The organism is Cellulophaga omnivescoria (assembly GCF_027915275.1).
In the GTDB taxonomy this organism is placed as follows: Bacteria; Bacteroidota; Bacteroidia; order Flavobacteriales; family Flavobacteriaceae; genus Cellulophaga; species Cellulophaga omnivescoria.
On sequence record NZ_CP115819.1, the window covers coordinates 1,724,360 to 1,743,816 of the forward strand.

A 19,457-nucleotide genomic window follows, 5' to 3' on the forward strand; every position below is an offset into this window, starting at 1 on the left:
ATGATATAAAAAGATCCCAAATCTTATTATCAAATTTAACCTATAAGCCCTCTTTAGAGGGCTTTTTTTGTATTATAACCTTCCTTGTATGTTTTTTTAGTGTTTACTTGAATAATTTTTATAGTTTTGACGCACTAAAAATATGAGAATGAAACAGATAATTATTGCAGTTGTGTTGCTTTTTACGGTAAGTATGGGGGCACAAAATAAGAGCGACTTACTAACGCACTACAAAGCGTTTTACAAACAAATGAAGTCTCAAGGAGATACGCAAGGTATAATTAACGCTATTACGCACCTAAATGTTTTGGAGCCTAGTGAGGCACGTAAAGATACTTTGGCATTTTTATACGTAAACAGTAACCAAAATATGCAAGCATTGCGCGTAATTGGTGTAGATACAAAAGACAGTGACTCTAACCTTGCTGTACAAGTAAGAGCTTTAGCCTTAAAAGCGTTAGGAGATGTAAAAAGAGCTATAGCCCAGTTTGAAATTTTAAACAAAAGAACACCTAATACTTTTTTAGCGTATGAGTTAGCAGATTTAAAAATACAAACAGGAGACAAGGCAGGTGCTTTAGTTAATATTGAGTATGGTTTGGCTAACGCTAAAGATGATATGAAATATGCTTTTTATGAAAGACAACAACCTTATGAAGTACCTATTAAAGCAGCTTTTTTACATTTAAAAGCATTAATTGAGTATAACAATGACCAGTCTAAGCCAGATGTTGCTTTGGCATTAATTAATCAAGCATTAGCAATTGCGCCTAACTTTAACTTGGCTAGTTTAAGCAAGCAAGCTATTGAGGCAAGAAAGGCAGATGTAGAGGCGCCTAAAAAATAATAGTACCATTATAGAATAAAAAAGGAGTGCTAACAGCACTCCTTTTTTATTGTCTTATATTTTTATAGCTTTTATTTTTGTTTTAATTGCTTTTTTAGCTCTAGGTCTTTATCTTTTTTAAGTTCAACCACCTTACTAACATTATCATTTGGTATAGCAATAGATAAAACATAATGCGCTATTTTCCATTTTCCTTTTACTTTTTTAAGAACACCAGAACCACGGCAAATTTCCATTTGGGTATCTAGTAACTCATCAAACCAAGCAATTTTTTTAGATGTATCTATGTATATATTGCGTTCTAGAGCCGTAAAACTCCACGCCTTTCCTTTGTCAAAATACGGTTTAGCAAAAGCTCTAAAATCTTTGTTTTGCCAATTTTCAGTTGCGTCTGTTCCAATAAAAATGCCGTCTTTTGTCATTAAGCCAAAGTAAGTATCAAAATTAGCATCTGCGGCAGCCTTATGCCAAGCATCTACAACAGTATTAATTTCTGCTTTTTGTGCAGTTACTTGCAATGATGCAACTAACAGGCATAGTAAAAGAAAAATCTTATTCATTTTCTAAAATTAAATTAGTGTCTAATGTATTGTTTGCAATAATATTAAACTGGTTTCTAAAACTATTATATGCATTAATTAGCTCAGATGCTGGCTCTAATACATTTAAACTATATTCTATTGCAGCCTTAGTTTTTAAGGTGTAGGTTTTAACTACAGTTTGTCTGCTTTTAATATGTGGTTTGTTAAATTCTTCAGGATAAACAGATTTTTCTAACTTTTTTTGAGCCTCTATAATTTGGTCTAAGGTTAAACGTAAATCTTCATCATTCTCTGCTTTGTACAAACCATCTATAGCTGTATTAAAATCTTTATACTCTTGCCAATTTTCTAAAACCGGAACTACTTTTGAATCTAGTTTTATCTTTTTTGGCAGTTTTTTAGCGTTAAAAGTAATTTCATCTATAATTTGCTCTTCTTTTACGACTTCTTTCTTGGTATTTGTGCAAGAAACTAGACTAAAAATTACAATTAAAAAAAGGAAAAATCTCTTCATAAGACGAAAGTATAAAAAAAGAATAAGATAAGAAGTTTGTTCACTTTCAATTCATTTATAAATTTAGTTAAATAAGTAGTAAATATGTAATTACCACTAAAGTTAATTTAATAAATATATCTTTGTAGCCTAACTTTAGAACACCAATTATTGTGCAAAAATCTATCTTAATTATAGGTGCCTGTGGGCAAATAGGTACAGAGCTTACTTTAGCTTTAAGAGAAAAACATGGTAAAGATAATGTAGTTGCTAGTGATATTAGAGAAGGCGGTGAGGATCTTATGTCTAGTGGGCCTTTTGAGCTTTTAGATGCAACCGATTATAAAGCTATAGAAAATGTTGTGATGCATTATGAGATAGAGGAAGTATATTTAATGGCTGCAATGCTAAGTGCTACTGCAGAAAAATTTCCTATGCGTGCTTGGGATTTAAATATGGGATCTCTTTTTAACGTATTAAATTTAGCAAAAGACAAAAAAATAAATAAAATATTTTGGCCATCTAGCATTGCTGTTTTTGGACCAAATACTCCTAAGGAAAACACACCACAAAATACTATAATGGAACCAAGTACGGTTTACGGTATTAGTAAACAATCTGGTGAGCGTTGGTGTAGTTATTATTTTAATAAATATGGGGTAGATGTGCGTAGTTTACGTTACCCAGGTTTAATTAGTTGGAAAACCCAGCCAGGTGGTGGTACTACAGATTATGCCGTAGAAATTTACCATAAAGCACTAGAGAGCAAGGCTTATACTTGCTTTTTGTCTGAAAATACAAAACTACCAATGATGTTTATGGATGATGCTATTAGAGCTACTGTATCTATTATGGAAACTGAAGCAGAAAATATAAAAGAGCGCTCATCATATAACTTAGCGGCAATGAGTTTTACACCAACAGAAATTGCAGCTAGTATACAAAAACAAATACCAGAATTTATAATTGATTATAATGTAGATTTTAGACAAGAAATTGCAGATTCTTGGCCACAAAGTATTGATGCTTCTACAGCAGAAAAAGATTGGGGTTGGAAAGCAGAATTTGACTTAGAGAAAACCACAGAAACAATGTTGAAGAATTTAGCAAATTAAACTATTCTTCGTCATCAGCTTTTAAAGTTATGTCTGGGATGGCTGTGGGGTCATCATCATTAAAATCCTCATAGTCGTCCTCGTCATAATTTTCCATAGTATGCTCTAACTTGGCACTAATTTTCACAAGGTATTTAGTATCGTTAGTTAATACTTCTACAGCTTCAATGGTTTCGTTTTTTGCGTTTTTAAAAACAATAATATCATTATCGCCATATCCTGCCGGATAACGCTCTACCAATAATTTTAAGACTTCGGGAGTAAGTTTTTTAAAATCTACAATTACCCGTTTAAGATTATTCATAACTAATATATTTAGAGAATTGTAATACACGCAGTATGCGAGTTACTAAAATTAGTCTATTATATTAAAAATGCAAAACCTATAAAGTTAATTACATGTAAATTGTAGTAGGTAATAATTTACGCGTTAGTAATATCAGATTTGCCCCCAGTTTTCTTTAAAAGCCTTATGTGGTGTATTTCTATACCCTTGTCTATAGGTTTTAGCATATCATACATATTTAATGCAACAATACTTGCCCCGTGCATAGCTTCTACTTCTACACCAGTTTTATAGTTTGTTTTTACAGTAATTATAATGGTAATTTCTAAGCCATTAATTTGGTAGCTAATGTCTGTATATTCTATTGGTAAAGGGTGGCAATCTGGTAATAAATCTGGTGTTTTTTTAACACCAAGTAAACCCGCAGCTTTGCTCATCGCAAATACATCTCCTTTAGGAACAGTTTTGTTGTTAATAGCATCTATGGTAGCCTGTTTACTTACTTTAACAACAGCTTGTGCAATTGCAGTTCTTAACGTAATTGCTTTTTGTGTAATATCTACCATTGTTATTTATTTACTTTCCATTGATAAGAGCTGTCTTCAAAAATTTCTTTTCCAAAAACAGGTACTTGTGCTTTAATTTCTTCTACCACATAATTAAGTGCATCAAAAACAACTTGCCTGTGCGGAGCAGATACAAACACAAATAAACATATTTCGCCAATGTTTACAATACCTTTACTGTGGTAAATGTGCATACAAGTAATATCAAACTTAGAAAAAGTAGTTTCTTTTATTTCGTGAAATTTAAGATTAGCCATTTCTTCATAAGCAGTGTATTCTATTGCTTTTACAGTATTGTCATCAATCTTATCTTGCCTTACTTGGCCTAAAAATATATTATGTGCGCCAATTTGTGTTTTACTTTGGTGTTTGGCAATAGCTTCAGCTATAAAAGCACTAGATATTGCACCATTTTTAAACACATTTTTTATATTTTCATTCTTCATAAGCCTAATACCGTTTCTTCAGTAAACAGTAAAAATACTGTTTTTTAGGGATAATTAATACTTGTTTAGTGCTATGTATTGCTAAAAATATTTCCAATTTTTTTATTTAACCTTAATGTTTGGGTTGTAAAAATGTAATTAACATATCAAACACAACTTTATTTTATCTTTTTGCTATTTTTGTGTAGATGCAAACTTGGTTAGCATTTAAAGACTAATTAACTCTTAAAAACAAAAAAATGAAAATTACTAACAAATCACTACTTATGGTAGGTTTGGTTGGTGCTTTAGCGGTTACTTCTTGTAAAGATGGTAAAAAAGAAACTGCAGCAACAGAAACTGAAACTAAAGAAGTAGTAAAAATTCCTGGCATTGTACTAGAGAATATGGATACCAATGTGGATCCTAAACAAGATTTTTACAACTACGTTAATGGTAGTTGGATGAAAAATACAGAAATTCCGGATGACAGATCTAGTTGGGGTGGTTTTTCTGTACTACGCCAGTCTACAGATGCAGATGTTTTAGAAATAATTGCAGAAGCAAAAGAAAGTGGTAAGTACGGTGCAGACACAGACCAAGCAAAAGCATTAGCTATTTTTGAAACTAAATTAGATACGGTTGCTAGAAATAAGGCAGGATTAACTCCTATAGAACCAGCTCTTAAAGCTATTGAGGAAGTTAAAAACTTAGCAGATTTACAAACAGTTTTAGCTAAAAATCCAGCGGTTTCTTCTCCGTTTATTGGGTTTAGTGTACGTGCAGATTTAAATAACTCTGCAATCAATGCTGTTTATATGGGTGGTGCTGGCCTTGGTTTACCAGACCGTGACTATTATTTAGAACAAGATAGTAAGTCTAAAGAAATTAGAGAACAGTATAAAAAGTACGTTTCTAAAATGTTGCAAATGTTAGGAGATTCTAAAGAAGATGCAGACAAAGCGGCTGTAACTATTTTAGCTTTAGAAACTAAATTAGCAGAGCCACGTTTAGATAAAGTAGAAAGTCGTGATGCAAGAAACTTTAATAATCCTAGAACAGTAGCAGAGGCAGATGCGATGCTATCTTCTTTAGATGTTAAAAAAATGATTGCAGATTTAGGAATGACAAAAGAGTTTGATACTATTTTGGTAACACAACTAAAGTATACAGCTGCATTAGATAAACTATTAAAAAACACGCCTATTGAAGATTTAAAAACTCTTGTAAAATGGGATACTTTTAACGGTGCTGCTGGTAGGTTAACTACGGCTACAGAAACTGCTAGTTGGGAGTTTTATAGTAAGTATTTAAGAGGTGCTAAAAAACAACGCCCAGCAGACGAGCGTGCTTTAGCAACTGTAAACGGTACAGTGGGTGAGGCTTTAGGTAAATTATATGTAGATGCTAAATTTCCGCCAGAAGCTAAAGTTAAGGCAGAAAAAATGATTAATAATGTAATTACCGCTTATAAAAACCGAATTAAGAAATTGGATTGGATGAGCGAGGATACTAAGGTTAAAGCAATTGAAAAATTAGACAAGTTTACCGTAAAAATTGCATACCCAGATAAATGGGAAGATTATTCTGCTATGGAAGTAGCCGCAGATAAGTCTTATTTTGATAATATGACAGCTGTAGGTAAATGGGGTAGAGATAAGAATTTTGCAGAAATTGGTGAGCCAGTAGATAAGAGCGAGTGGGGAATGTCTCCGCAAACGGTTAATGCTTACTTTAATCCAATGAACAACGAGATTGTTTTTCCTGCTGCAATTTTACAACCTCCTTTTTACAACTATACTGCAGATGATGCTGTTAACTATGGTGGTATTGGTGCTGTAATTGGTCATGAAATATCTCATGCTTTTGATGATAGTGGAGCGCGTTTTGACGCAGAGGGTAATCTTAAAAACTGGTGGACAGATGAAGATTTAGCTGCTTTTACAGAAAGAGGCAATGCTTTAGCTGCACAGTATAGCAATTTAGAGGTATTAGACAGTGTTTATGTAAACGGTAAATTTACTTTGGGTGAAAATATTGGTGATTTAGGTGGTGTTTTAGGTGCTTATGATGGTTTACAATTGTTATTTGAAGAAACTGGAAGACCAGAAGATATTGATGGTTTTACAGCAGAACAACGTTTCTTTATGTCTTGGGCTACTGTTTGGAGAACTAAGTCTAGAGATGAGGCATTACGTAACCAAGTAAAAACAGATCCGCATTCTCCTGGTATGATTAGAGCGGTACAACCTTTATTAAATATTGATGCGTTTTATGAAGCTTTTGATATTAAAGAAGGTGATAAAATGTATGTAACTCCAGAAGAAAGAGTCCGTATTTGGTAGTTTTATACTAGCAATAGTATTAGTTTATAAAGTAAAGGCTACTCCTAATAAGAGTAGCCTTTATTCGTTTTTAAGTGTTTAAAACTGTTTTTTTAGTTTGTTAACTATAAAAATAGTTGCATAACTAAAATTTTAGGTTTAAGTTTGATGTGTGATAAAATTAGTTGTAATAGATACAATATGAAAAAGTTAACAAATAAAGAGGAAGAAGTACTTAAAATTTTGTGGAAGCTAGAAAAAGCTTTTGTTAAAGATGTCTTGGCAGAATTTAAGGAAGATAAACCACATTACAATACGCTATCTACTATAATTAGAAATTTGGAGGAAAAAGGATATGTTAGTCATACTGCATACGGCAATACTCATCAATATTACCCAATAGTAGAGAAAGAGGTGTACAGAAAAGGATTTATGAGTAGGGCAATTACAGACTTTTATAGCAACTCTTACAAAAATCTGGTATCCAACTTTGTTAATGAAGATAAAATTAGCGTAGATGAACTAAAAGAGATTATTAACCATATAGAAAACAATAAATAATGGAGTATTTAATTTTTATTGCTAAAAGTAGTTTGGTTATAGCCTTGTTTTCTATTTGTTTTCAGGTGTTTTTACGTAACGAAACATTTTTTAAAGCGAATAGATGGTTTTTGCTAGCGGGTATATTTGTAGCAATGGCATTTCCTTTTTTAATTATAACCAAGATAGTTTTTGTAAATACTCCTGTTGTAGATTTTAATAAATTAACCAATATAGTTGTCAATCAGTCATCAGTAGAAAATATAAATTGGTGGTTGGTAATTTTAATTGCCTATGCTGCGGGTTGCTTATTTTTCTTAGGTAGATTTTTAATGCAACTAGCATCTTTATTTAGTTTAATTAATAAAGGAACAAGCACAAGAGTAGGTAAATATAAAATGGTTGAGGTTACTGCGGATACCAGCGCATTTTCATTTTTTAATTACATAGTTTACAATCCAAGTTTACACACAGCAAATGAGCTTAAAACAATTATAAAGCACGAAGAGTTACACGCTAAGCAAAAACACTCTCTAGATATGTTACTTACACATTTGTTATGTGTATTGCAATGGGCAAATCCGTTTGCATGGTGGTACAAAAAAATGGTTTCTGTAAACTTAGAGTACCTTGTAGATGATGCAATTGTATCTCATCAAAATAAAAAAGAATACCAGTATTTGTTATTGCAACAGTCTGTACATAGTATGGCATCTTTAACGGTTACCAATACATTTTTTAATTCATTAGTTAAAAAACGCATTGTAATGCTTAACAAAAGCAAGTCTAGAAAAGAAAGCATACTAAAAATGGGATTGGTAATACCAATGTTGTTTTGTGCCGTTGTTGTTTTTAATACAGAAACTATTGCACAATCTAAACCTGTTTCTAATGACTTAGTTAATGAGGTTCCTAAAATAACAGTTACAGAAAATAGTGAAACTGTAAGTGTAAAAGATTCTGTTAAAACTGTAGTAACCAAGCCTAAAAAACAAGCTAAAACTGTTATTACGCAACCCAAAGAAAAGCAATCAAAAGAACAACAGGCTAAAGTGTCTAACACATTTAATTTTCAAATAGAAGATAATGTACAAACTTCTATTACTCCTGTTTCTATGACTACGCCAATACGTGAAGCCAAAACACATGAAAATTCTTATTTAACAAGTAAAAAACCATTAATAATTGTAAATGGCGAGGTAATGCCAAGTTCTTTTGATATGAATCTGTTAATTCCTGAAAATATTGAGCATATAAATATCTTTAAGAATCAATCTGCTATAGATAGGTTTGGTAAAAAAGGAGAAAATGGTGTGGTAGAAATTACAACAAAAAAATAAAAATCAATCTTTAATCAATTAAAAACGAACAGTTATGTTACAACAAATGAAATCAGTAAAAATTGTGATGACTACATCTATTTTAACAGCAGTATTTTGCCTGTTAAGCTTAAGTATAAATGCGCAATCTAATAGCTTTACATTTTCTAAAAAAGAGGGTAATGAAAGTTTTAAACTTTTAAAAATAGACATAAACTCTAAAACAACAGAAAATGATTTAGCTAGCTATATTGCTGACGCAAAAAAAGAAAAAGTAGATTTGTCTTTTACTAGAATAAAGCGAGATGCTAAGGGTAATTTAACAAGTATATCTGCAGTTTATAAAACAAAAGATAATAAAACGGAAACATACACTGAGGTTGATAAAATTGCCATTGATCCTTTTTATTTTTATGTAACTACTTCAGAAAAATCAAAAGTCATAGAGAAAATTGGTTTTAGAATAAATAATAACGCAACAATGGATAACGTACTTTTTGTTGTAAACGGACAAGAAGTTCCTAAACCTTTTGATGTTGGTATGATTGATCCTGAAGATATAGAGGTAATAAATGTTTTGAAAAATGAAAGTGCAACAGCTAAATACGGTTCTAAGGGTAGAGATGGTGTTATTGAAATAACTTTAAAGTAAAAAATGAAGAAAATATGTAATATAGTACAGAAATACACTTGTGTTTCTGTACTTTTTTTATGTCTTGGAAGTACATTTAATACTATTGCACAAGATAAAAAAATAGCAAAGCCAAAGATGATTTTTATTGTCGAAGGCAAAGAAGTAACAGAAGAATATCTTATGGTTTTGCAAAAAGAAAATAAGATAAAAGCAATGCATAACGGTGTTTCTAAAAAAGAGAAAAAAGCCATTGTAAAACGTTTTAAAGAACGATTGGATAACAACTTTGTAATGAAAATAGAAACCTTTTCTGATGAAGAAATGTTAGCCAATAAAGAAAAACAGCTAGTTAATAATAAGTCTAAAAGTAAAGAAGTAAAAGTTGCAAAAAAAGAAGCGGTATCTGCTTCTAAAATTAAAGTTGGTGATACTATTGCTGCTTTTGCCCTAGAAGATATAAATGGAGATGTTTTAAAAAGTAAAGACTTAAAGGGCAAAGTAGTATTGTTAAATTTTTGGGCAACTTGGTGCGTACCTTGTTTACGAGAGTTTTATGAAATACCAGAAGTTATTTTGGAACCAAATACAGATAAAAACTTTGTTTTTATACCAGTATCTGTTGGAGAAAACCGCACTACTGTAGTTAAAAAAATGACAGAATTAAAAGATAGAGGAGTAGACTTTAATGTATATTTAGATCCTAAAAATGAGTTTTACAGTGCTTATAGAAAGCAAGGAATACCGCTAAACTATGTGTTAGATAAAAATGGAGTGGTTGTATATATTTCTATGGGATACAATGAAAAAAACCTTAATAAATTAGCTGCTAAAATTAAGCGATTAGTAAACTAATATTTTAATGTAAAAAAAGCTTCAAACTATTTGTAAACCCATTAGTTTGAAGCTTTTTTTGTCTTGTAAGTTATATTATTTAATGTAAACTGTCTTTTTGTTTACAAACTCTAACATACCTTCTTTAGACAATTCTCTGCCGTAACCAGAGGCTTTTGTGCCGCCAAAAGGTAATCTTGGATCAGATTTTACCATTTCGTTTACAAAAAAAGCACCATCTTCTATTTGGTCTATTGCTTGTCTGGCTGCGTCTATATCCTCTGTAAATAACATAGCTCCTAATCCAAATCTAGAGTTGCTTGCAAGCTCTAAACTGTGTTCTTTATTATTTGCCTTTATAATTGCAGCTACTGGTCCAAATGTTTCTTCCTTAAAAACAGGCATATCCTCTGTAACATTTGTGAGTATGGTTGGTACATAATTAGCGTCATTAAGCGTATTGCCTAAAATTACTTTTGCTCCTTTTTGTACCGACTCATCAACTTGTTTTTTTAATTCTTCAGCCAAATCTTTGCGCGCCATAGATGCCATAAAAGTTTCATCCTCTTCAGGGTTTCCAACTTTTAAAGATTCAACTTCTTTTTTAAATCTATCTAAAAACTCATCATATATTCCCTCTTCAACAATAAAACGCTTAGCAGCAATACAGCTTTGCCCTGTGTTTTGAAACCTAGCTTTTACCATAGTTGGTATGTACGTATCTAAATCTGCATTATCCCATACGATACACGCGTTGTTACCACCCAATTCTAGTACAGATTTTTTTAGGTTTTTACCAGCAATACTAGCTATAGATTTACCAGCTTTTTCGCTGCCAGTTACACTAACAGCTTGTATAAAACTGCTTTCTATAACAGTTTCTGTTGCTTTATGGTCTGCTATAATTGTTTGAAAACAACCCTGTGGATACCCAGCATCTGTAAATAAATCTTGTATGGCCAATGCACAACCAGTTACATTTGCAGCGTGTTTTAAAACGCCCACATTACCAGCTGTTAGTGTTGGTACGGCAAACCTAAATACTTGCCAAAAAGGGTAGTTCCAAGGCATTACAGCTAACACGCCGCCAATAGGATCATAACTAATAAAACTTTCTTGAGCTTCTGTATCTATAATGGCATCACTTAAAAAGTTATCTGCGTTTTTAGCATAAAAATCGCATAACCAAACGCATTTATCTATTTCTGCTCTACTCTGTGCTATGGGTTTTCCCATTTCTGCAGTCATTAAAGCAGATAAATCTTCGCGTTTTTTCTCTAACTGTTTAGCTAATTTTTTTAATAGAGAAGTACGTTCTTTAATACTTGTTTTTTTCCAATCTTTAAAAGTTTTTTCTCCTGTAGATAAAATAGAATCAATTTCATCTTTAGTATGTAAACTATATGTTTTTATATCTTTTCCGGTAAACGGATTTATTGTTGTTATAGTGTTGCTCATTGTTGTGATAATTAAAAAATTAATAAGTCTTGTTCAACAAAATTAAGTAAGATAAAAGTGCTTTTTTAACGCAAAACATTAAATTATTGCTAGTATAAAGTTACTTCTTTTTCTTTTTTTCTTTGTTTTTATCTGCACCCTTTTCAGCATCTTTAAATGCAACATTATTATCTACTTTACCTTTAAAAGCAGATATCCAAGCATTTTTAAAAATATTGGTTACCGTAGGAAAAATTTTTGTTTTTACGTTGTTCAAGTCACCCTCAATGGGTATCTTGGTAGCTAATGTATTCTGTTTTTGGTTTTTTAAAATAAACTTAAAAAAGCCCACAAAGCCTTCCCATAGGGTTTCAAAAAATCCATCTTCCTTACTAATAAGTTTAGCATCTTTTAAAATGGGCTTAAAATACCCAGTTAAAAAACCATCGGCAATGGCAATTTCACTATAAACATTAAAATTACCTTCTTTAAAATCTATACCGCTGTAGTGATTTGTAAAATCGTTTAAAGCGGTTGCATCTGCATTTTGTAGTGATAAGGACATATCCATATCAGGAATTTGTTTTACCAAATCCATTTTGCCATCTAATTTTAATTTTCCGTTACCAATAGATATTGCCGAAGCTGTAATAGTAGAGGGTAGGTTACGTTGTTTTTGTACAACGTTCCTAAGGTTGTTTGCTTGTAAATTTATGTCTCTTAAATGTAAATCTATACTAGGGCTGGTATTAATTTCTACAAAAGCAGCTTTTCCGTTGGTAATAGTTAAGTGGTTAATGTCTATAGGTACAATGTCTGTTAAAGCCTTAGACCAATCTTCTATATCTGTACTATCTGTAGTTTTATGGTCTTCAAAAACATAAATTATACTAGGCTTAGTTAAGTACAACTCACTAACAATTTTACCATTTAATAGTGCTTTCCATTGTATAGATATATCAGTTTTATCTACAGCAATAAAAGGCACCTGAGACTTAGCTTCTTTTTTATTTAAATACAACCCATTAATTACGTAAGCACCTCTAATTAATGATATGTCTATATCTTTAACTTGGCCATAATAGCCAGGTATTTCTGCCAAAACATTGTTTACATAATTTTTTACAAGCGTAGGTAAAAGTAGGCGTGCCACTATAACAATAGTTACTATTGTTAGTGGAACTATGTACCTTTTCTTTTTATATGTTTTACGCTTTTTCATTATATTACTGGTTGCTATTGTTTGATTTAATTTTGATGTGCTTTTCTACGTCTGACGGTGTTTTAATTACATAAAATTTATCTGCATTAATTAAAATAGCGTAGGCTAGTGTTTCTGGGCTATTTTGAAGCACTTTAATACAATCATCAGTAGTAATATCTACTTTTTCTTCACCGTAAACTTCTACAAAATTTGGATGTTCTTGGTCTATTAAATCACAAATGTTAATTTTTAGTTTGTCTGCTATTTCTGCCCATTGTGTACCTGTAACTTTAGTTTTAGAATTGTCTATAGTAAGTACCTCTTTCTCTGCAGATTTTACATAGCCAATTGTTTGTTTGCCTATTCTATTTTCTGAGTTATAAATTAGTGTTATTTTATTATTATCTGTTGCAATTACTCCCATTTTGTTTATTTTTTAATGTTATACTTTGTTTTATGTGGTGTTTATTCTTCTTTTACTCCTTTACCAGTTAAAGCATCTAGTAGTCCGTTTTCTACATTTATCCATAAATAGTTAAAAAACGATTTTGAAGGGTTGCGTTCAACCTCTATTTCTCCGTACCTAAAATTACTAGGGTTTTGCTTGGAGTCTTTTTTAATTAATAGGTTACCCAATTTGGTTAACAGCTTATTTACTCCTAATCTGTCCTTTTTTAAAACTTTGAATTTAAAGTTGTTATACTTAATTTTTAAATCTCCTGCAGATTTTTGTTTTGTTCCGCTAACCGTAAAATACATTTGTTGCATATCTCCTTCTGCTGTTGCTCTTAAATTGGTGTTTAAAAACGGATTTATACTTGGTATATCTAAATTTTTAAAGTTTCCCCAGGCCTTAAAAAAATCTGTTTTTATTAAGGTATTAAAGCTCCAGTTTAATTCTAAAGGTGTTTTGCCCATAAGTAAAGAGTTTGTGTGTACAACAGTAGATTTGTCTTCGTAATTTTGCAAATTAGCTATTGTTGCGTTTAAGTCTTTAAAGGTTAGTTTTTCTGGTTTTATGTGTTGCTCTATTTTTTCTTGATATGTAATTTTGCCTTTATTAATAGCTATGTTTTTTATATTCAAATAAAAGGGCATACCTCTAAGCATTTTGCTATACATTGGCTTGTAGCTAAAATCATCTGCAATTAATTTATCTCTATATACCTCTAGGTTTGGTTTATGAATAGTGATGTTTTCTACGGCAAACGTAAACTGTTTATTTTTAAACGCATAGTTGTAATTTTTTATGTTTACATTAGGTATGTTAAGATGTAAATAGTCGCGTTCTGTGCGTATTTTTTTTGATAATTCTTCTTTAGAATATTTGGTTTTAAGTTGAAGATTTTTAATGTTTAAAGTATAGTTATTAACATCTAATTTATTAATCTTAAGGGTTTCAAAATCCCCTAAATTAGCTTTTAACTGCTGGGCAGAAACTGTGCTATTTTTGTACGTAATAGGTAGTGAATTTGTGCAGCTCTTAGTTTTTATAATAACATCTTTTAAATTAACAAAAATATGCTCTGCACTAGCAACGGTATCTTTTTTATTAGTAATAAAAGCTATTTCTCCGTTTGTTGTCTTAAATTCTGATATACTAATTGGCTTGGCAAATACTCCTTTTTTTGGAGTGGTATTGCGCGCTGTAATAGTATCTAAAAAGGTGTTTTGCGTTAATTGTGGACTATTAATAGTAAGCTTATCTGCACTAAATTGGTTATGTAGTAGCAAGTTGGTATAACCAATGTCTTTTAAGGCAATTTGTTTAGCCTTTGCAAATGTTTTAGTTTTATTACTGCCTTTAACAAGCTGTATAAATACAATGTCATGTAGGGTAATATTACCCAATAATATATTAATGTTAATACCGCTGTAGCTTACTTTTAAATGTTTAGGTAAGTTGTATTGTAAATGTTGATTTATTTTATGTTTGGCATACAAATAAGTACCCAAAAGAGTAAGTAAACACAGGGCAATAGCAGCTATGCTAATTTTTATGATGGTACTCTGTTTTGTTGTCATAGTTTGTGGTGAAATTGGCGTAAATAATACCACTACTAAATTCAGAATAATTTAAAAAAGAGAGTAACGCAAGCAATTAAATCTTTAACTGATTTAGAAAAAGAGTATAAAAAAAGCTCTTTAATAAAATAAAGAGCTAGTGTATGTTTATGTTGTAATTTTTACATTTTTATAGTAAAACCGTTTGCGTGTTCTATTGTGTAGTATGTATGGTCCGGATCATCTCTGTTTAACTTTAAAGTTCCTTTTACAGAAATTAAATCGTCCATAAAAAAATTAGGTCTTTGGTCAAAATACAACTCTATAATAGTTTCTGGTCCGCCATTACCACAAAAAAAGCAAGATGCCATGGGGTTATTAGACAGCATAAAAGAATCTTTTTGTCCTTCTAAAATTAAAAAATAACCGGTAATAGAAATTTCTTGTCCTTCTAAGGCTAGCATTTTTTTGCTGTAAGTTGGCTTTAAAAATTCACCTAATTCTGCACCACCTTCTGGTGTTGTGTAGCTAACACCTTGTATCATATCTTCCCAGTCTAATAAGGCTTGTGCAGAAGTTACTTGAGTAGCGACTATAAAAAGTAATAAAATGCTTAACTTTTTTATCATAGTTGTAATTTTTTATCAAAGATAGTAATCCAATAATTGTTCCAAATGCACTTTTATTTTTCTGAGGATAAAATTTTAGAAACGTTTAGCTTAAAAATAGATAGTGAAGCTAGTACAGATGCTATTATTGTAATACTTAATGTGGCTAGCAATAGTAATGCTTCTGCCGTTGTTGGTGTGGCTAGGCTAAACGTATATCCGTAACTGTTTTGTGCGTAGTTAGCTATTGTCCATAAACCAATCCTACCAATTATCCATCCTAAAACATAACCAATTAACCCTAAAAATAAGCCTTCTAAAAGAACCAGCCATAATAATTGCGCACTTGTAGCACCGTAAGTACGCAGCACAGCAAGTTCTTGTCTACGCTCTCTAATAGCTTTTAGTAGACTAATAAAAATACTAAGGCCAGATACTAATAAAATAGCAATTGCAATAAGCTGTATTGTTTGCACTCCAACTCCTAATAATTTTACCAAACGGTTAATTTCTAAAGATGGTAAAGCAGCTTGCATATTGGTTTTGTCATTAATGTACCTTGGTAACTGCATCATTGCCATTGGGTTGCTAAATTGTATTAACAGAGATGTTACCTCTAAATCTTCTTCATAATGGTGGTGTTCATCATCACTATGCTTATCAGCGTGGCTATGTACATCCCAAATACTTTCTAAATTTGTAATTATTAAATTGTCTACCACACTGCCAGTTGATTTTAAAATGCCAACCACAGTAAACGGATGTCCGTGGTGTTCTTCTAAATTTTGGTCTGCTAAACCGTGTGAACTTAAAAAAGTATCACCTAATTTTAATTGTAATTTTTTTGCTGTTGAATTGCCTAAAACTACTTGCTGTGATTTAGTAAACAACTCACCCGTTGCTAACTCAGCATTATATAATTTTAGGTAACTAGTTTCTGTTCCTAAAATACGTACGCCTTTATAATTGTCTCCATAAGAAACAGGAATAGCTGTTTTTACAAGTCTACTTTTTCTTAGTTTTTCGGCATCTTTTAATTTAATATTTCCTGTAGGAGCATCAATATGTAATACTGATGAAAGCACTAGCTGTAATGGACTTCCTTTTGCACCCACAACTAGGTCTACCGGTTTTATATTTTTATCTAAATTGCCTTTTACTTGTGCACTTAATTGCAACATAAAGGTAACCAAGGCTATACTTAATACTAAAAGCAGTAAGCTTAGTAAAGCATTAAGTGGCTTAGAAATTAAATTTTTAAAACTGAGCTTTACAAGATTCATAAATACAAATGGTTTTTGAACATTGTTTTTACTCTTTGGTCATGGGTAATTATTAGCAAATTTGCATTGCTATTACTAGCTTCTTCCTTTAGTAAAGTAACCACCTTTTCACAGTTTTCATCATCTAAACTAGCAGTAGGTTCATCTGCAAAAATTATGTTTGGCTTATTTACTAATGCAAGAGCAATAGACAAGCGTTGGCGTTGGCCTTCACTTAATGCAGTAACTTTTTTGTGTAATAGATTGCTTATTCCTAGTCTTTCTGCTAATTCTTTTACTCTAGTGGTATCTTTCTTTTTGTCCGGAAAATAAAGACGTAATTTTAGGTTTTCACTAACAGAAAGTGCATTTATAAAATAGTCGTTCTGAAAAATAATGCCCATTTCTCTACCTCTAAAAGCATCTAGTTTTTTTCTTGATAACTTTTGGAGTTCTGTGCTGCCAATAGTAATACTACCAGAACTTGAAGGTAGTAAACCCGCTAATAAATGCAAAAGGGTAGTTTTACCAACACCAGATGAACCCAATATAAGCAGGTGTTCTCCTTGCGGCAATGAAATATCTGGAAAACTAAAGCTGTTTTCTGATGAATATGAAAATTGAAGTTTACTTGTCTTTATCATAAGTATAAATACAAATATAGCAAGTACACAGATACTCTTTTTGTATTTATGAATTTATTATGAAATCTGTACTAATTATTAAAAAAGAAAAAGACCTCTTATTTAAAAGAAGCCTTTTTCATCACCACAAACCAAACAAATAAACGTTGAATAATAAGCTACTCAACAACAATAAGCTTGTTTGTATTTTGTGTTTTATTTTATGAACCTTTTTCAGGTGAATTTATATTTAGTTTATTATTAAATTCTAATGTTCTAATAGGGAATGGTATGTTAATGTCATTGGCGTCAAACTTAGATTTTATGGCTTTTATAGCTACACTTTTGGCATCTAGTTTATTTTTAGCATTCTGTGCATCTACCCAAAATCTACAAATAAAATTAATAGAGCTATCTCCAAATTCTGTAAAGTAAAATTCTATTTCAGAGTCGTCGTCATCCTTATATAAACCAGCAACAGCTTCTTTAGTTAACTTTTGTACTTGTTCTAAATTAGACTCGTAGCCAACACCGCAAGAAACTACAATTCTCATACGTGTGGTAAGTGAATAGTTTTTAAACGGATTTTCTATTATGGTTTTATTAGGTATAACTACCAAATTGTTATCAAACTCTTTAAGTACTAAACTGTTTAAGTTAATATCCATTACCTCACCAGAATAACCATTTGTTTCTATCCAGTTTCCTATTTCTATCTTTTTTCTAAACGATAAAACCACACCAGATAAGAGGTTAGATAAAGTTCCTTGTAAGGCTAAACCAATAACTAAACCAGAAATACCGGCACCAGCAAGTAGTGTATTTAATGTTTTGCTTAGGTCCATTGCGCCTAGAGCTAAAAATAAACCAAGCAATACTACTGCAGTTGCGCTAATACGCCCAATAAGGTTAGATATGCTGTCTTGTGGTATACGTTTAGAAGCTAGTTTAACTACCCATTTGTTTACAAAACGTGCAGCATAATAGGAAATTACCATTACAATAATGGCTACTATTATGTTAGGCAAATTTTCTATTAATGTAGTTACCCAACCTTCAATTTTATCATATATATCTATAAAAGAAGCTTGTATTTTGTCGTTCATGTGGTGTAATTTATAAGGTTAATAGTTGTGGTTAAACAATTTGCCTTATGAGGTAAGCTCTTTGGCTCTAATTTTTAATTGGTCTTCTGTGTTTTTGCGCCAAGCGTCTAACATCCAACTAGATTTCTCTAAATCTGCAATGTAAGAACCCATCATATCAATAGTACCTTCATCTCCGGCTTCTTCTGCAGCTTCAATAGTAATTTTCATCTGCTTTAATATTTTTTGATGATCGCTTAAAATTTCGGCAACCATTTCTTTATCAGTAATTAAAGGAGTAACTTCTTTTACAGAAGAGATTTTTAAATACTTGCTAAAGTTGCTTACTGGGTGGTACCTTAATGTTAAAACTCTTTCTGCTATTTCATCAATTTTTACTCTGGCATCTGTGTATAATTCTTCAAATTTTTCATGTAAATCAAAAAAGTTTTGACCTAAAACATTCCAATGAAAACTTCTTAATTTTTGGTAGTACACACTATAGTCTGCTAATAACATATTTAATTCGCCTACTACAGGCACTAATTTGTTGTCGCTAATGTTTAAATAATTCATAAGGTTTGTGGGGTTTAGTTTAACTGTTAAAAAATAGAATATCTACTCTTTATGTTTAATTGTTCTACACAAAACTACCTATAACAACCAAGTTAGCTTTGCTCTTTTAAATAGATTATTAACTCATATGCTAATAATAAAATAGTATACCTATTATATATATAATTGCATTTATTTGCTTGTTTTTAAATGAGTTAAGAATTGCATTGATTGTGTTAACAAGATCTCTAAACAAGCTTCATCTTTGTAGTGTAGAATTTAAGTATTCGCAAAAAAATAGTATTAACCTTTAAATTAAAAATATTATGTTAAGATGGACAATTACCTTTGTGGTTCTAGCTTTAATAGCTGGAGTTTTAGGATTTGGAGGTATTGCAGCAGGTGCTGCCAGTATCGCTAAAATTTTATTCTTTTTATTTCTGATACTTTTTGTAGTGTCATTAATTACTGGAAGAAAAAGAAACGTTTAGCACACCTAAACTCACACAAATAAACGAGAATATTAATTTTTAAAAAGCAACAACAATGAAAAAGATAGCATATTTTGCAGTATTTGCATTTGCACTAGGTACAATATTAACTAGTTGTAGAGACACTAAAACTACAGGAGAAAAAATTGAAGATGGCGTAGAAGAAGTTGGAGACGGAATTGAAGAAGGAGTAGAGGAAGTTGGAGACGAGATAGATGATGCTGTAGACGACAACGAATAACTAAAATTAACATAATTTTAGTACA

The 19,457-nt window shown here is 31.3% G+C and carries 23 protein-coding genes; 9 read left to right on the plus strand and 14 right to left on the minus strand.

Annotated features, from left to right (window positions below):
* Window positions 1-148: 148 nt before the first annotated feature.
* Complete coding sequence (locus tag PBN93_RS07670) at window positions 149-847, plus strand: hypothetical protein (RefSeq protein WP_077401052.1); 699 nt, start codon at window positions 149-151, stop codon at window positions 845-847.
* Window positions 848-918: 71 nt separating this feature from the next.
* Here the strand turns inward: PBN93_RS07670 and PBN93_RS07675 are convergent, their stop codons facing one another.
* Window positions 919-1,407 carry a nuclear transport factor 2 family protein gene (locus tag PBN93_RS07675; protein ID WP_077401055.1) on the minus strand — a complete coding sequence of 163 codons (489 nt, stop codon included), beginning with the start codon at window positions 1,405-1,407 and terminating at the stop codon, window positions 919-921.
* On the minus strand, window positions 1,400-1,903 hold the full coding sequence (locus PBN93_RS07680) for a hypothetical protein (RefSeq protein WP_271081837.1): 504 nt from the start codon (window positions 1,901-1,903) through the stop codon (window positions 1,400-1,402). Before PBN93_RS07680 ends, PBN93_RS07675 begins: the two co-directional genes overlap by 8 nt.
* Window positions 1,904-2,055: 152 nt before the next feature.
* Between PBN93_RS07680 and PBN93_RS07685 the strand changes: the two genes are divergently transcribed.
* On the plus strand, window positions 2,056-2,997 hold the full coding sequence (locus PBN93_RS07685; protein ID WP_271081838.1) for an NAD-dependent epimerase/dehydratase family protein: 942 nt from the start codon (window positions 2,056-2,058) through the stop codon (window positions 2,995-2,997).
* A 1-nt stretch (window position 2,998) separates the two neighbouring features.
* Here the strand turns inward: PBN93_RS07685 and PBN93_RS07690 are convergent, their stop codons facing one another.
* The 3 genes from PBN93_RS07690 to PBN93_RS07700 form a co-directional block, all read right to left on the minus strand.
* Entirely contained in the window at window positions 2,999-3,301 is a 303-nt protein-coding gene (locus tag PBN93_RS07690; protein ID WP_077401063.1) for a hypothetical protein, read from the minus strand.
* A gap of 119 nt (window positions 3,302-3,420) precedes the next feature.
* Window positions 3,421-3,849, minus strand: a complete 429-nt coding sequence (gene moaC, locus PBN93_RS07695; protein WP_271081839.1) for a cyclic pyranopterin monophosphate synthase MoaC — start codon at window positions 3,847-3,849, stop codon at window positions 3,421-3,423.
* A gap of 2 nt (window positions 3,850-3,851) precedes the next feature.
* A complete protein-coding gene (locus tag PBN93_RS07700) occupies window positions 3,852-4,295 on the minus strand; it encodes a molybdenum cofactor biosynthesis protein MoaE (protein WP_271081840.1) in 444 nt (147 codons plus the stop codon).
* A gap of 239 nt (window positions 4,296-4,534) precedes the next feature.
* Here PBN93_RS07700 and PBN93_RS07705 point away from each other — a divergent pair, with 239 nt between their 5' ends.
* The 5 genes from PBN93_RS07705 to PBN93_RS07725 all read left to right on the plus strand — a co-directional run bounded on the left by PBN93_RS07705 (window position 4,535) and on the right by PBN93_RS07725 (window position 9,943).
* The gene (locus PBN93_RS07705) at window positions 4,535-6,619 is read left to right on the plus strand and encodes a M13 family metallopeptidase (RefSeq protein WP_271081841.1); all 2,085 of its coding nucleotides are present in this window, start codon (window positions 4,535-4,537) and stop codon (window positions 6,617-6,619) included.
* A gap of 180 nt (window positions 6,620-6,799) precedes the next feature.
* Window positions 6,800-7,159, plus strand: coding sequence for a BlaI/MecI/CopY family transcriptional regulator (locus PBN93_RS07710; RefSeq protein ID WP_077401071.1), 360 nt, complete (start codon window positions 6,800-6,802; stop codon window positions 7,157-7,159).
* Complete coding sequence (locus PBN93_RS07715) at window positions 7,159-8,478, plus strand: M56 family metallopeptidase (protein WP_271081842.1); 1,320 nt, start codon at window positions 7,159-7,161, stop codon at window positions 8,476-8,478. Before PBN93_RS07710 ends, PBN93_RS07715 begins: the two co-directional genes overlap by 1 nt.
* A 46-nt stretch (window positions 8,479-8,524) precedes the next feature.
* Entirely contained in the window at window positions 8,525-9,109 is a 585-nt protein-coding gene (locus PBN93_RS07720; protein WP_171974471.1) for a TonB-dependent receptor plug domain-containing protein, read from the plus strand.
* 117 nt (window positions 9,110-9,226) lie between these two features.
* Window positions 9,227-9,943 (plus strand): TlpA disulfide reductase family protein, encoded by a 717-nt coding sequence (locus PBN93_RS07725; RefSeq protein WP_271081843.1) that lies wholly within the window; start codon window positions 9,227-9,229, stop codon window positions 9,941-9,943.
* A 75-nt stretch (window positions 9,944-10,018) separates the two neighbouring features.
* On the opposite strand, the gene PBN93_RS07730 is transcribed toward PBN93_RS07725, so the two are convergent.
* The 9 genes from PBN93_RS07730 to PBN93_RS07770 all read right to left on the minus strand — a co-directional run bounded on the left by PBN93_RS07730 (window position 10,019) and on the right by PBN93_RS07770 (window position 18,721).
* Complete coding sequence (locus tag PBN93_RS07730; protein WP_271081844.1) at window positions 10,019-11,380, minus strand: NAD-dependent succinate-semialdehyde dehydrogenase; 1,362 nt, start codon at window positions 11,378-11,380, stop codon at window positions 10,019-10,021.
* Window positions 11,381-11,480: 100 nt separating this feature from the next.
* Window positions 11,481-12,581 carry an AsmA family protein gene (locus PBN93_RS07735; RefSeq protein WP_077401085.1) on the minus strand — a complete coding sequence of 367 codons (1,101 nt, stop codon included), beginning with the start codon at window positions 12,579-12,581 and terminating at the stop codon, window positions 11,481-11,483.
* Between the two features lie 4 nt (window positions 12,582-12,585).
* Window positions 12,586-12,987 (minus strand): hypothetical protein, encoded by a 402-nt coding sequence (locus PBN93_RS07740; protein WP_077401088.1) that lies wholly within the window; start codon window positions 12,985-12,987, stop codon window positions 12,586-12,588.
* Between the two features lie 41 nt (window positions 12,988-13,028).
* Window positions 13,029-14,588, minus strand: a complete 1,560-nt coding sequence (locus PBN93_RS07745) for a DUF748 domain-containing protein (RefSeq protein WP_271081845.1) — start codon at window positions 14,586-14,588, stop codon at window positions 13,029-13,031.
* 161 nt (window positions 14,589-14,749) lie between these two features.
* Window positions 14,750-15,196 (minus strand): hypothetical protein, encoded by a 447-nt coding sequence (locus PBN93_RS07750; protein WP_077401093.1) that lies wholly within the window; start codon window positions 15,194-15,196, stop codon window positions 14,750-14,752.
* 53 nt (window positions 15,197-15,249) lie between these two features.
* A complete protein-coding gene (locus tag PBN93_RS07755) occupies window positions 15,250-16,458 on the minus strand; it encodes an ABC transporter permease (protein ID WP_077401096.1) in 1,209 nt (402 codons plus the stop codon).
* The gene (locus PBN93_RS07760; protein WP_245799592.1) at window positions 16,455-17,081 is read right to left on the minus strand and encodes an ABC transporter ATP-binding protein; all 627 of its coding nucleotides are present in this window, start codon (window positions 17,079-17,081) and stop codon (window positions 16,455-16,457) included. The genes PBN93_RS07755 and PBN93_RS07760 overlap by 4 nt, the downstream gene beginning before the upstream one ends.
* A 200-nt stretch (window positions 17,082-17,281) precedes the next feature.
* The gene (locus PBN93_RS07765) at window positions 17,282-18,166 is read right to left on the minus strand and encodes a mechanosensitive ion channel family protein (RefSeq protein WP_077401102.1); all 885 of its coding nucleotides are present in this window, start codon (window positions 18,164-18,166) and stop codon (window positions 17,282-17,284) included.
* A 45-nt stretch (window positions 18,167-18,211) separates the two neighbouring features.
* Window positions 18,212-18,721, minus strand: a complete 510-nt coding sequence (locus PBN93_RS07770) for a Dps family protein (RefSeq protein ID WP_077401105.1) — start codon at window positions 18,719-18,721, stop codon at window positions 18,212-18,214.
* 305 nt (window positions 18,722-19,026) lie between these two features.
* Between PBN93_RS07770 and PBN93_RS07775 the strand changes: the two genes are divergently transcribed.
* Together PBN93_RS07775 and PBN93_RS07780 are read left to right on the plus strand one after the other, a co-directional pair.
* Window positions 19,027-19,191 carry a DUF1328 family protein gene (locus PBN93_RS07775; protein WP_013621161.1) on the plus strand — a complete coding sequence of 55 codons (165 nt, stop codon included), beginning with the start codon at window positions 19,027-19,029 and terminating at the stop codon, window positions 19,189-19,191.
* A 55-nt stretch (window positions 19,192-19,246) separates the two neighbouring features.
* Complete coding sequence (locus PBN93_RS07780; RefSeq protein WP_077401108.1) at window positions 19,247-19,432, plus strand: hypothetical protein; 186 nt, start codon at window positions 19,247-19,249, stop codon at window positions 19,430-19,432.
* Window positions 19,433-19,457: the final 25 nt, after the last annotated feature.

Excerpts from the sequence above, each read along its gene's own strand:
- PBN93_RS07670 (WP_077401052.1), top strand. The coding sequence starts at position 149 with ATGAAACAGATAATTATTGCAGTTGTGTTGCTTTTTACGGTAAGTATG.
- PBN93_RS07675 (WP_077401055.1), bottom strand. The coding sequence starts at position 1,407 with ATGAATAAGATTTTTCTTTTACTATGCCTGTTAGTTGCATCATTGCAA.
- PBN93_RS07680 (WP_271081837.1), bottom strand. The coding sequence starts at position 1,903 with ATGAAGAGATTTTTCCTTTTTTTAATTGTAATTTTTAGTCTAGTTTCT.
- PBN93_RS07690 (WP_077401063.1), bottom strand. The coding sequence starts at position 3,301 with ATGAATAATCTTAAACGGGTAATTGTAGATTTTAAAAAACTTACTCCC.
- moaC (WP_271081839.1), bottom strand. The coding sequence starts at position 3,849 with ATGGTAGATATTACACAAAAAGCAATTACGTTAAGAACTGCAATTGCA.
- PBN93_RS07700 (WP_271081840.1), bottom strand. The coding sequence starts at position 4,295 with ATGAAGAATGAAAATATAAAAAATGTGTTTAAAAATGGTGCAATATCT.
- PBN93_RS07705 (WP_271081841.1), top strand. The coding sequence starts at position 4,535 with ATGAAAATTACTAACAAATCACTACTTATGGTAGGTTTGGTTGGTGCT.
- PBN93_RS07710 (WP_077401071.1), top strand. The coding sequence starts at position 6,800 with ATGAAAAAGTTAACAAATAAAGAGGAAGAAGTACTTAAAATTTTGTGG.
- PBN93_RS07715 (WP_271081842.1), top strand. The coding sequence starts at position 7,159 with ATGGAGTATTTAATTTTTATTGCTAAAAGTAGTTTGGTTATAGCCTTG.
- PBN93_RS07720 (WP_171974471.1), top strand. The coding sequence starts at position 8,525 with ATGAAATCAGTAAAAATTGTGATGACTACATCTATTTTAACAGCAGTA.
- PBN93_RS07725 (WP_271081843.1), top strand. The coding sequence starts at position 9,227 with ATGATTTTTATTGTCGAAGGCAAAGAAGTAACAGAAGAATATCTTATG.
- PBN93_RS07730 (WP_271081844.1), bottom strand. The coding sequence starts at position 11,380 with ATGAGCAACACTATAACAACAATAAATCCGTTTACCGGAAAAGATATA.
- PBN93_RS07735 (WP_077401085.1), bottom strand. The coding sequence starts at position 12,581 with ATGAAAAAGCGTAAAACATATAAAAAGAAAAGGTACATAGTTCCACTA.
- PBN93_RS07740 (WP_077401088.1), bottom strand. The coding sequence starts at position 12,987 with ATGGGAGTAATTGCAACAGATAATAATAAAATAACACTAATTTATAAC.
- PBN93_RS07745 (WP_271081845.1), bottom strand. The coding sequence starts at position 14,588 with ATGACAACAAAACAGAGTACCATCATAAAAATTAGCATAGCTGCTATT.
- PBN93_RS07750 (WP_077401093.1), bottom strand. The coding sequence starts at position 15,196 with ATGATAAAAAAGTTAAGCATTTTATTACTTTTTATAGTCGCTACTCAA.
- PBN93_RS07755 (WP_077401096.1), bottom strand. The coding sequence starts at position 16,458 with ATGAATCTTGTAAAGCTCAGTTTTAAAAATTTAATTTCTAAGCCACTT.
- PBN93_RS07760 (WP_245799592.1), bottom strand. The coding sequence starts at position 17,081 with ATGATAAAGACAAGTAAACTTCAATTTTCATATTCATCAGAAAACAGC.
- PBN93_RS07765 (WP_077401102.1), bottom strand. The coding sequence starts at position 18,166 with ATGAACGACAAAATACAAGCTTCTTTTATAGATATATATGATAAAATT.
- PBN93_RS07770 (WP_077401105.1), bottom strand. The coding sequence starts at position 18,721 with ATGAATTATTTAAACATTAGCGACAACAAATTAGTGCCTGTAGTAGGC.
- PBN93_RS07775 (WP_013621161.1), top strand. The coding sequence starts at position 19,027 with ATGTTAAGATGGACAATTACCTTTGTGGTTCTAGCTTTAATAGCTGGA.
- PBN93_RS07780 (WP_077401108.1), top strand. The coding sequence starts at position 19,247 with ATGAAAAAGATAGCATATTTTGCAGTATTTGCATTTGCACTAGGTACA.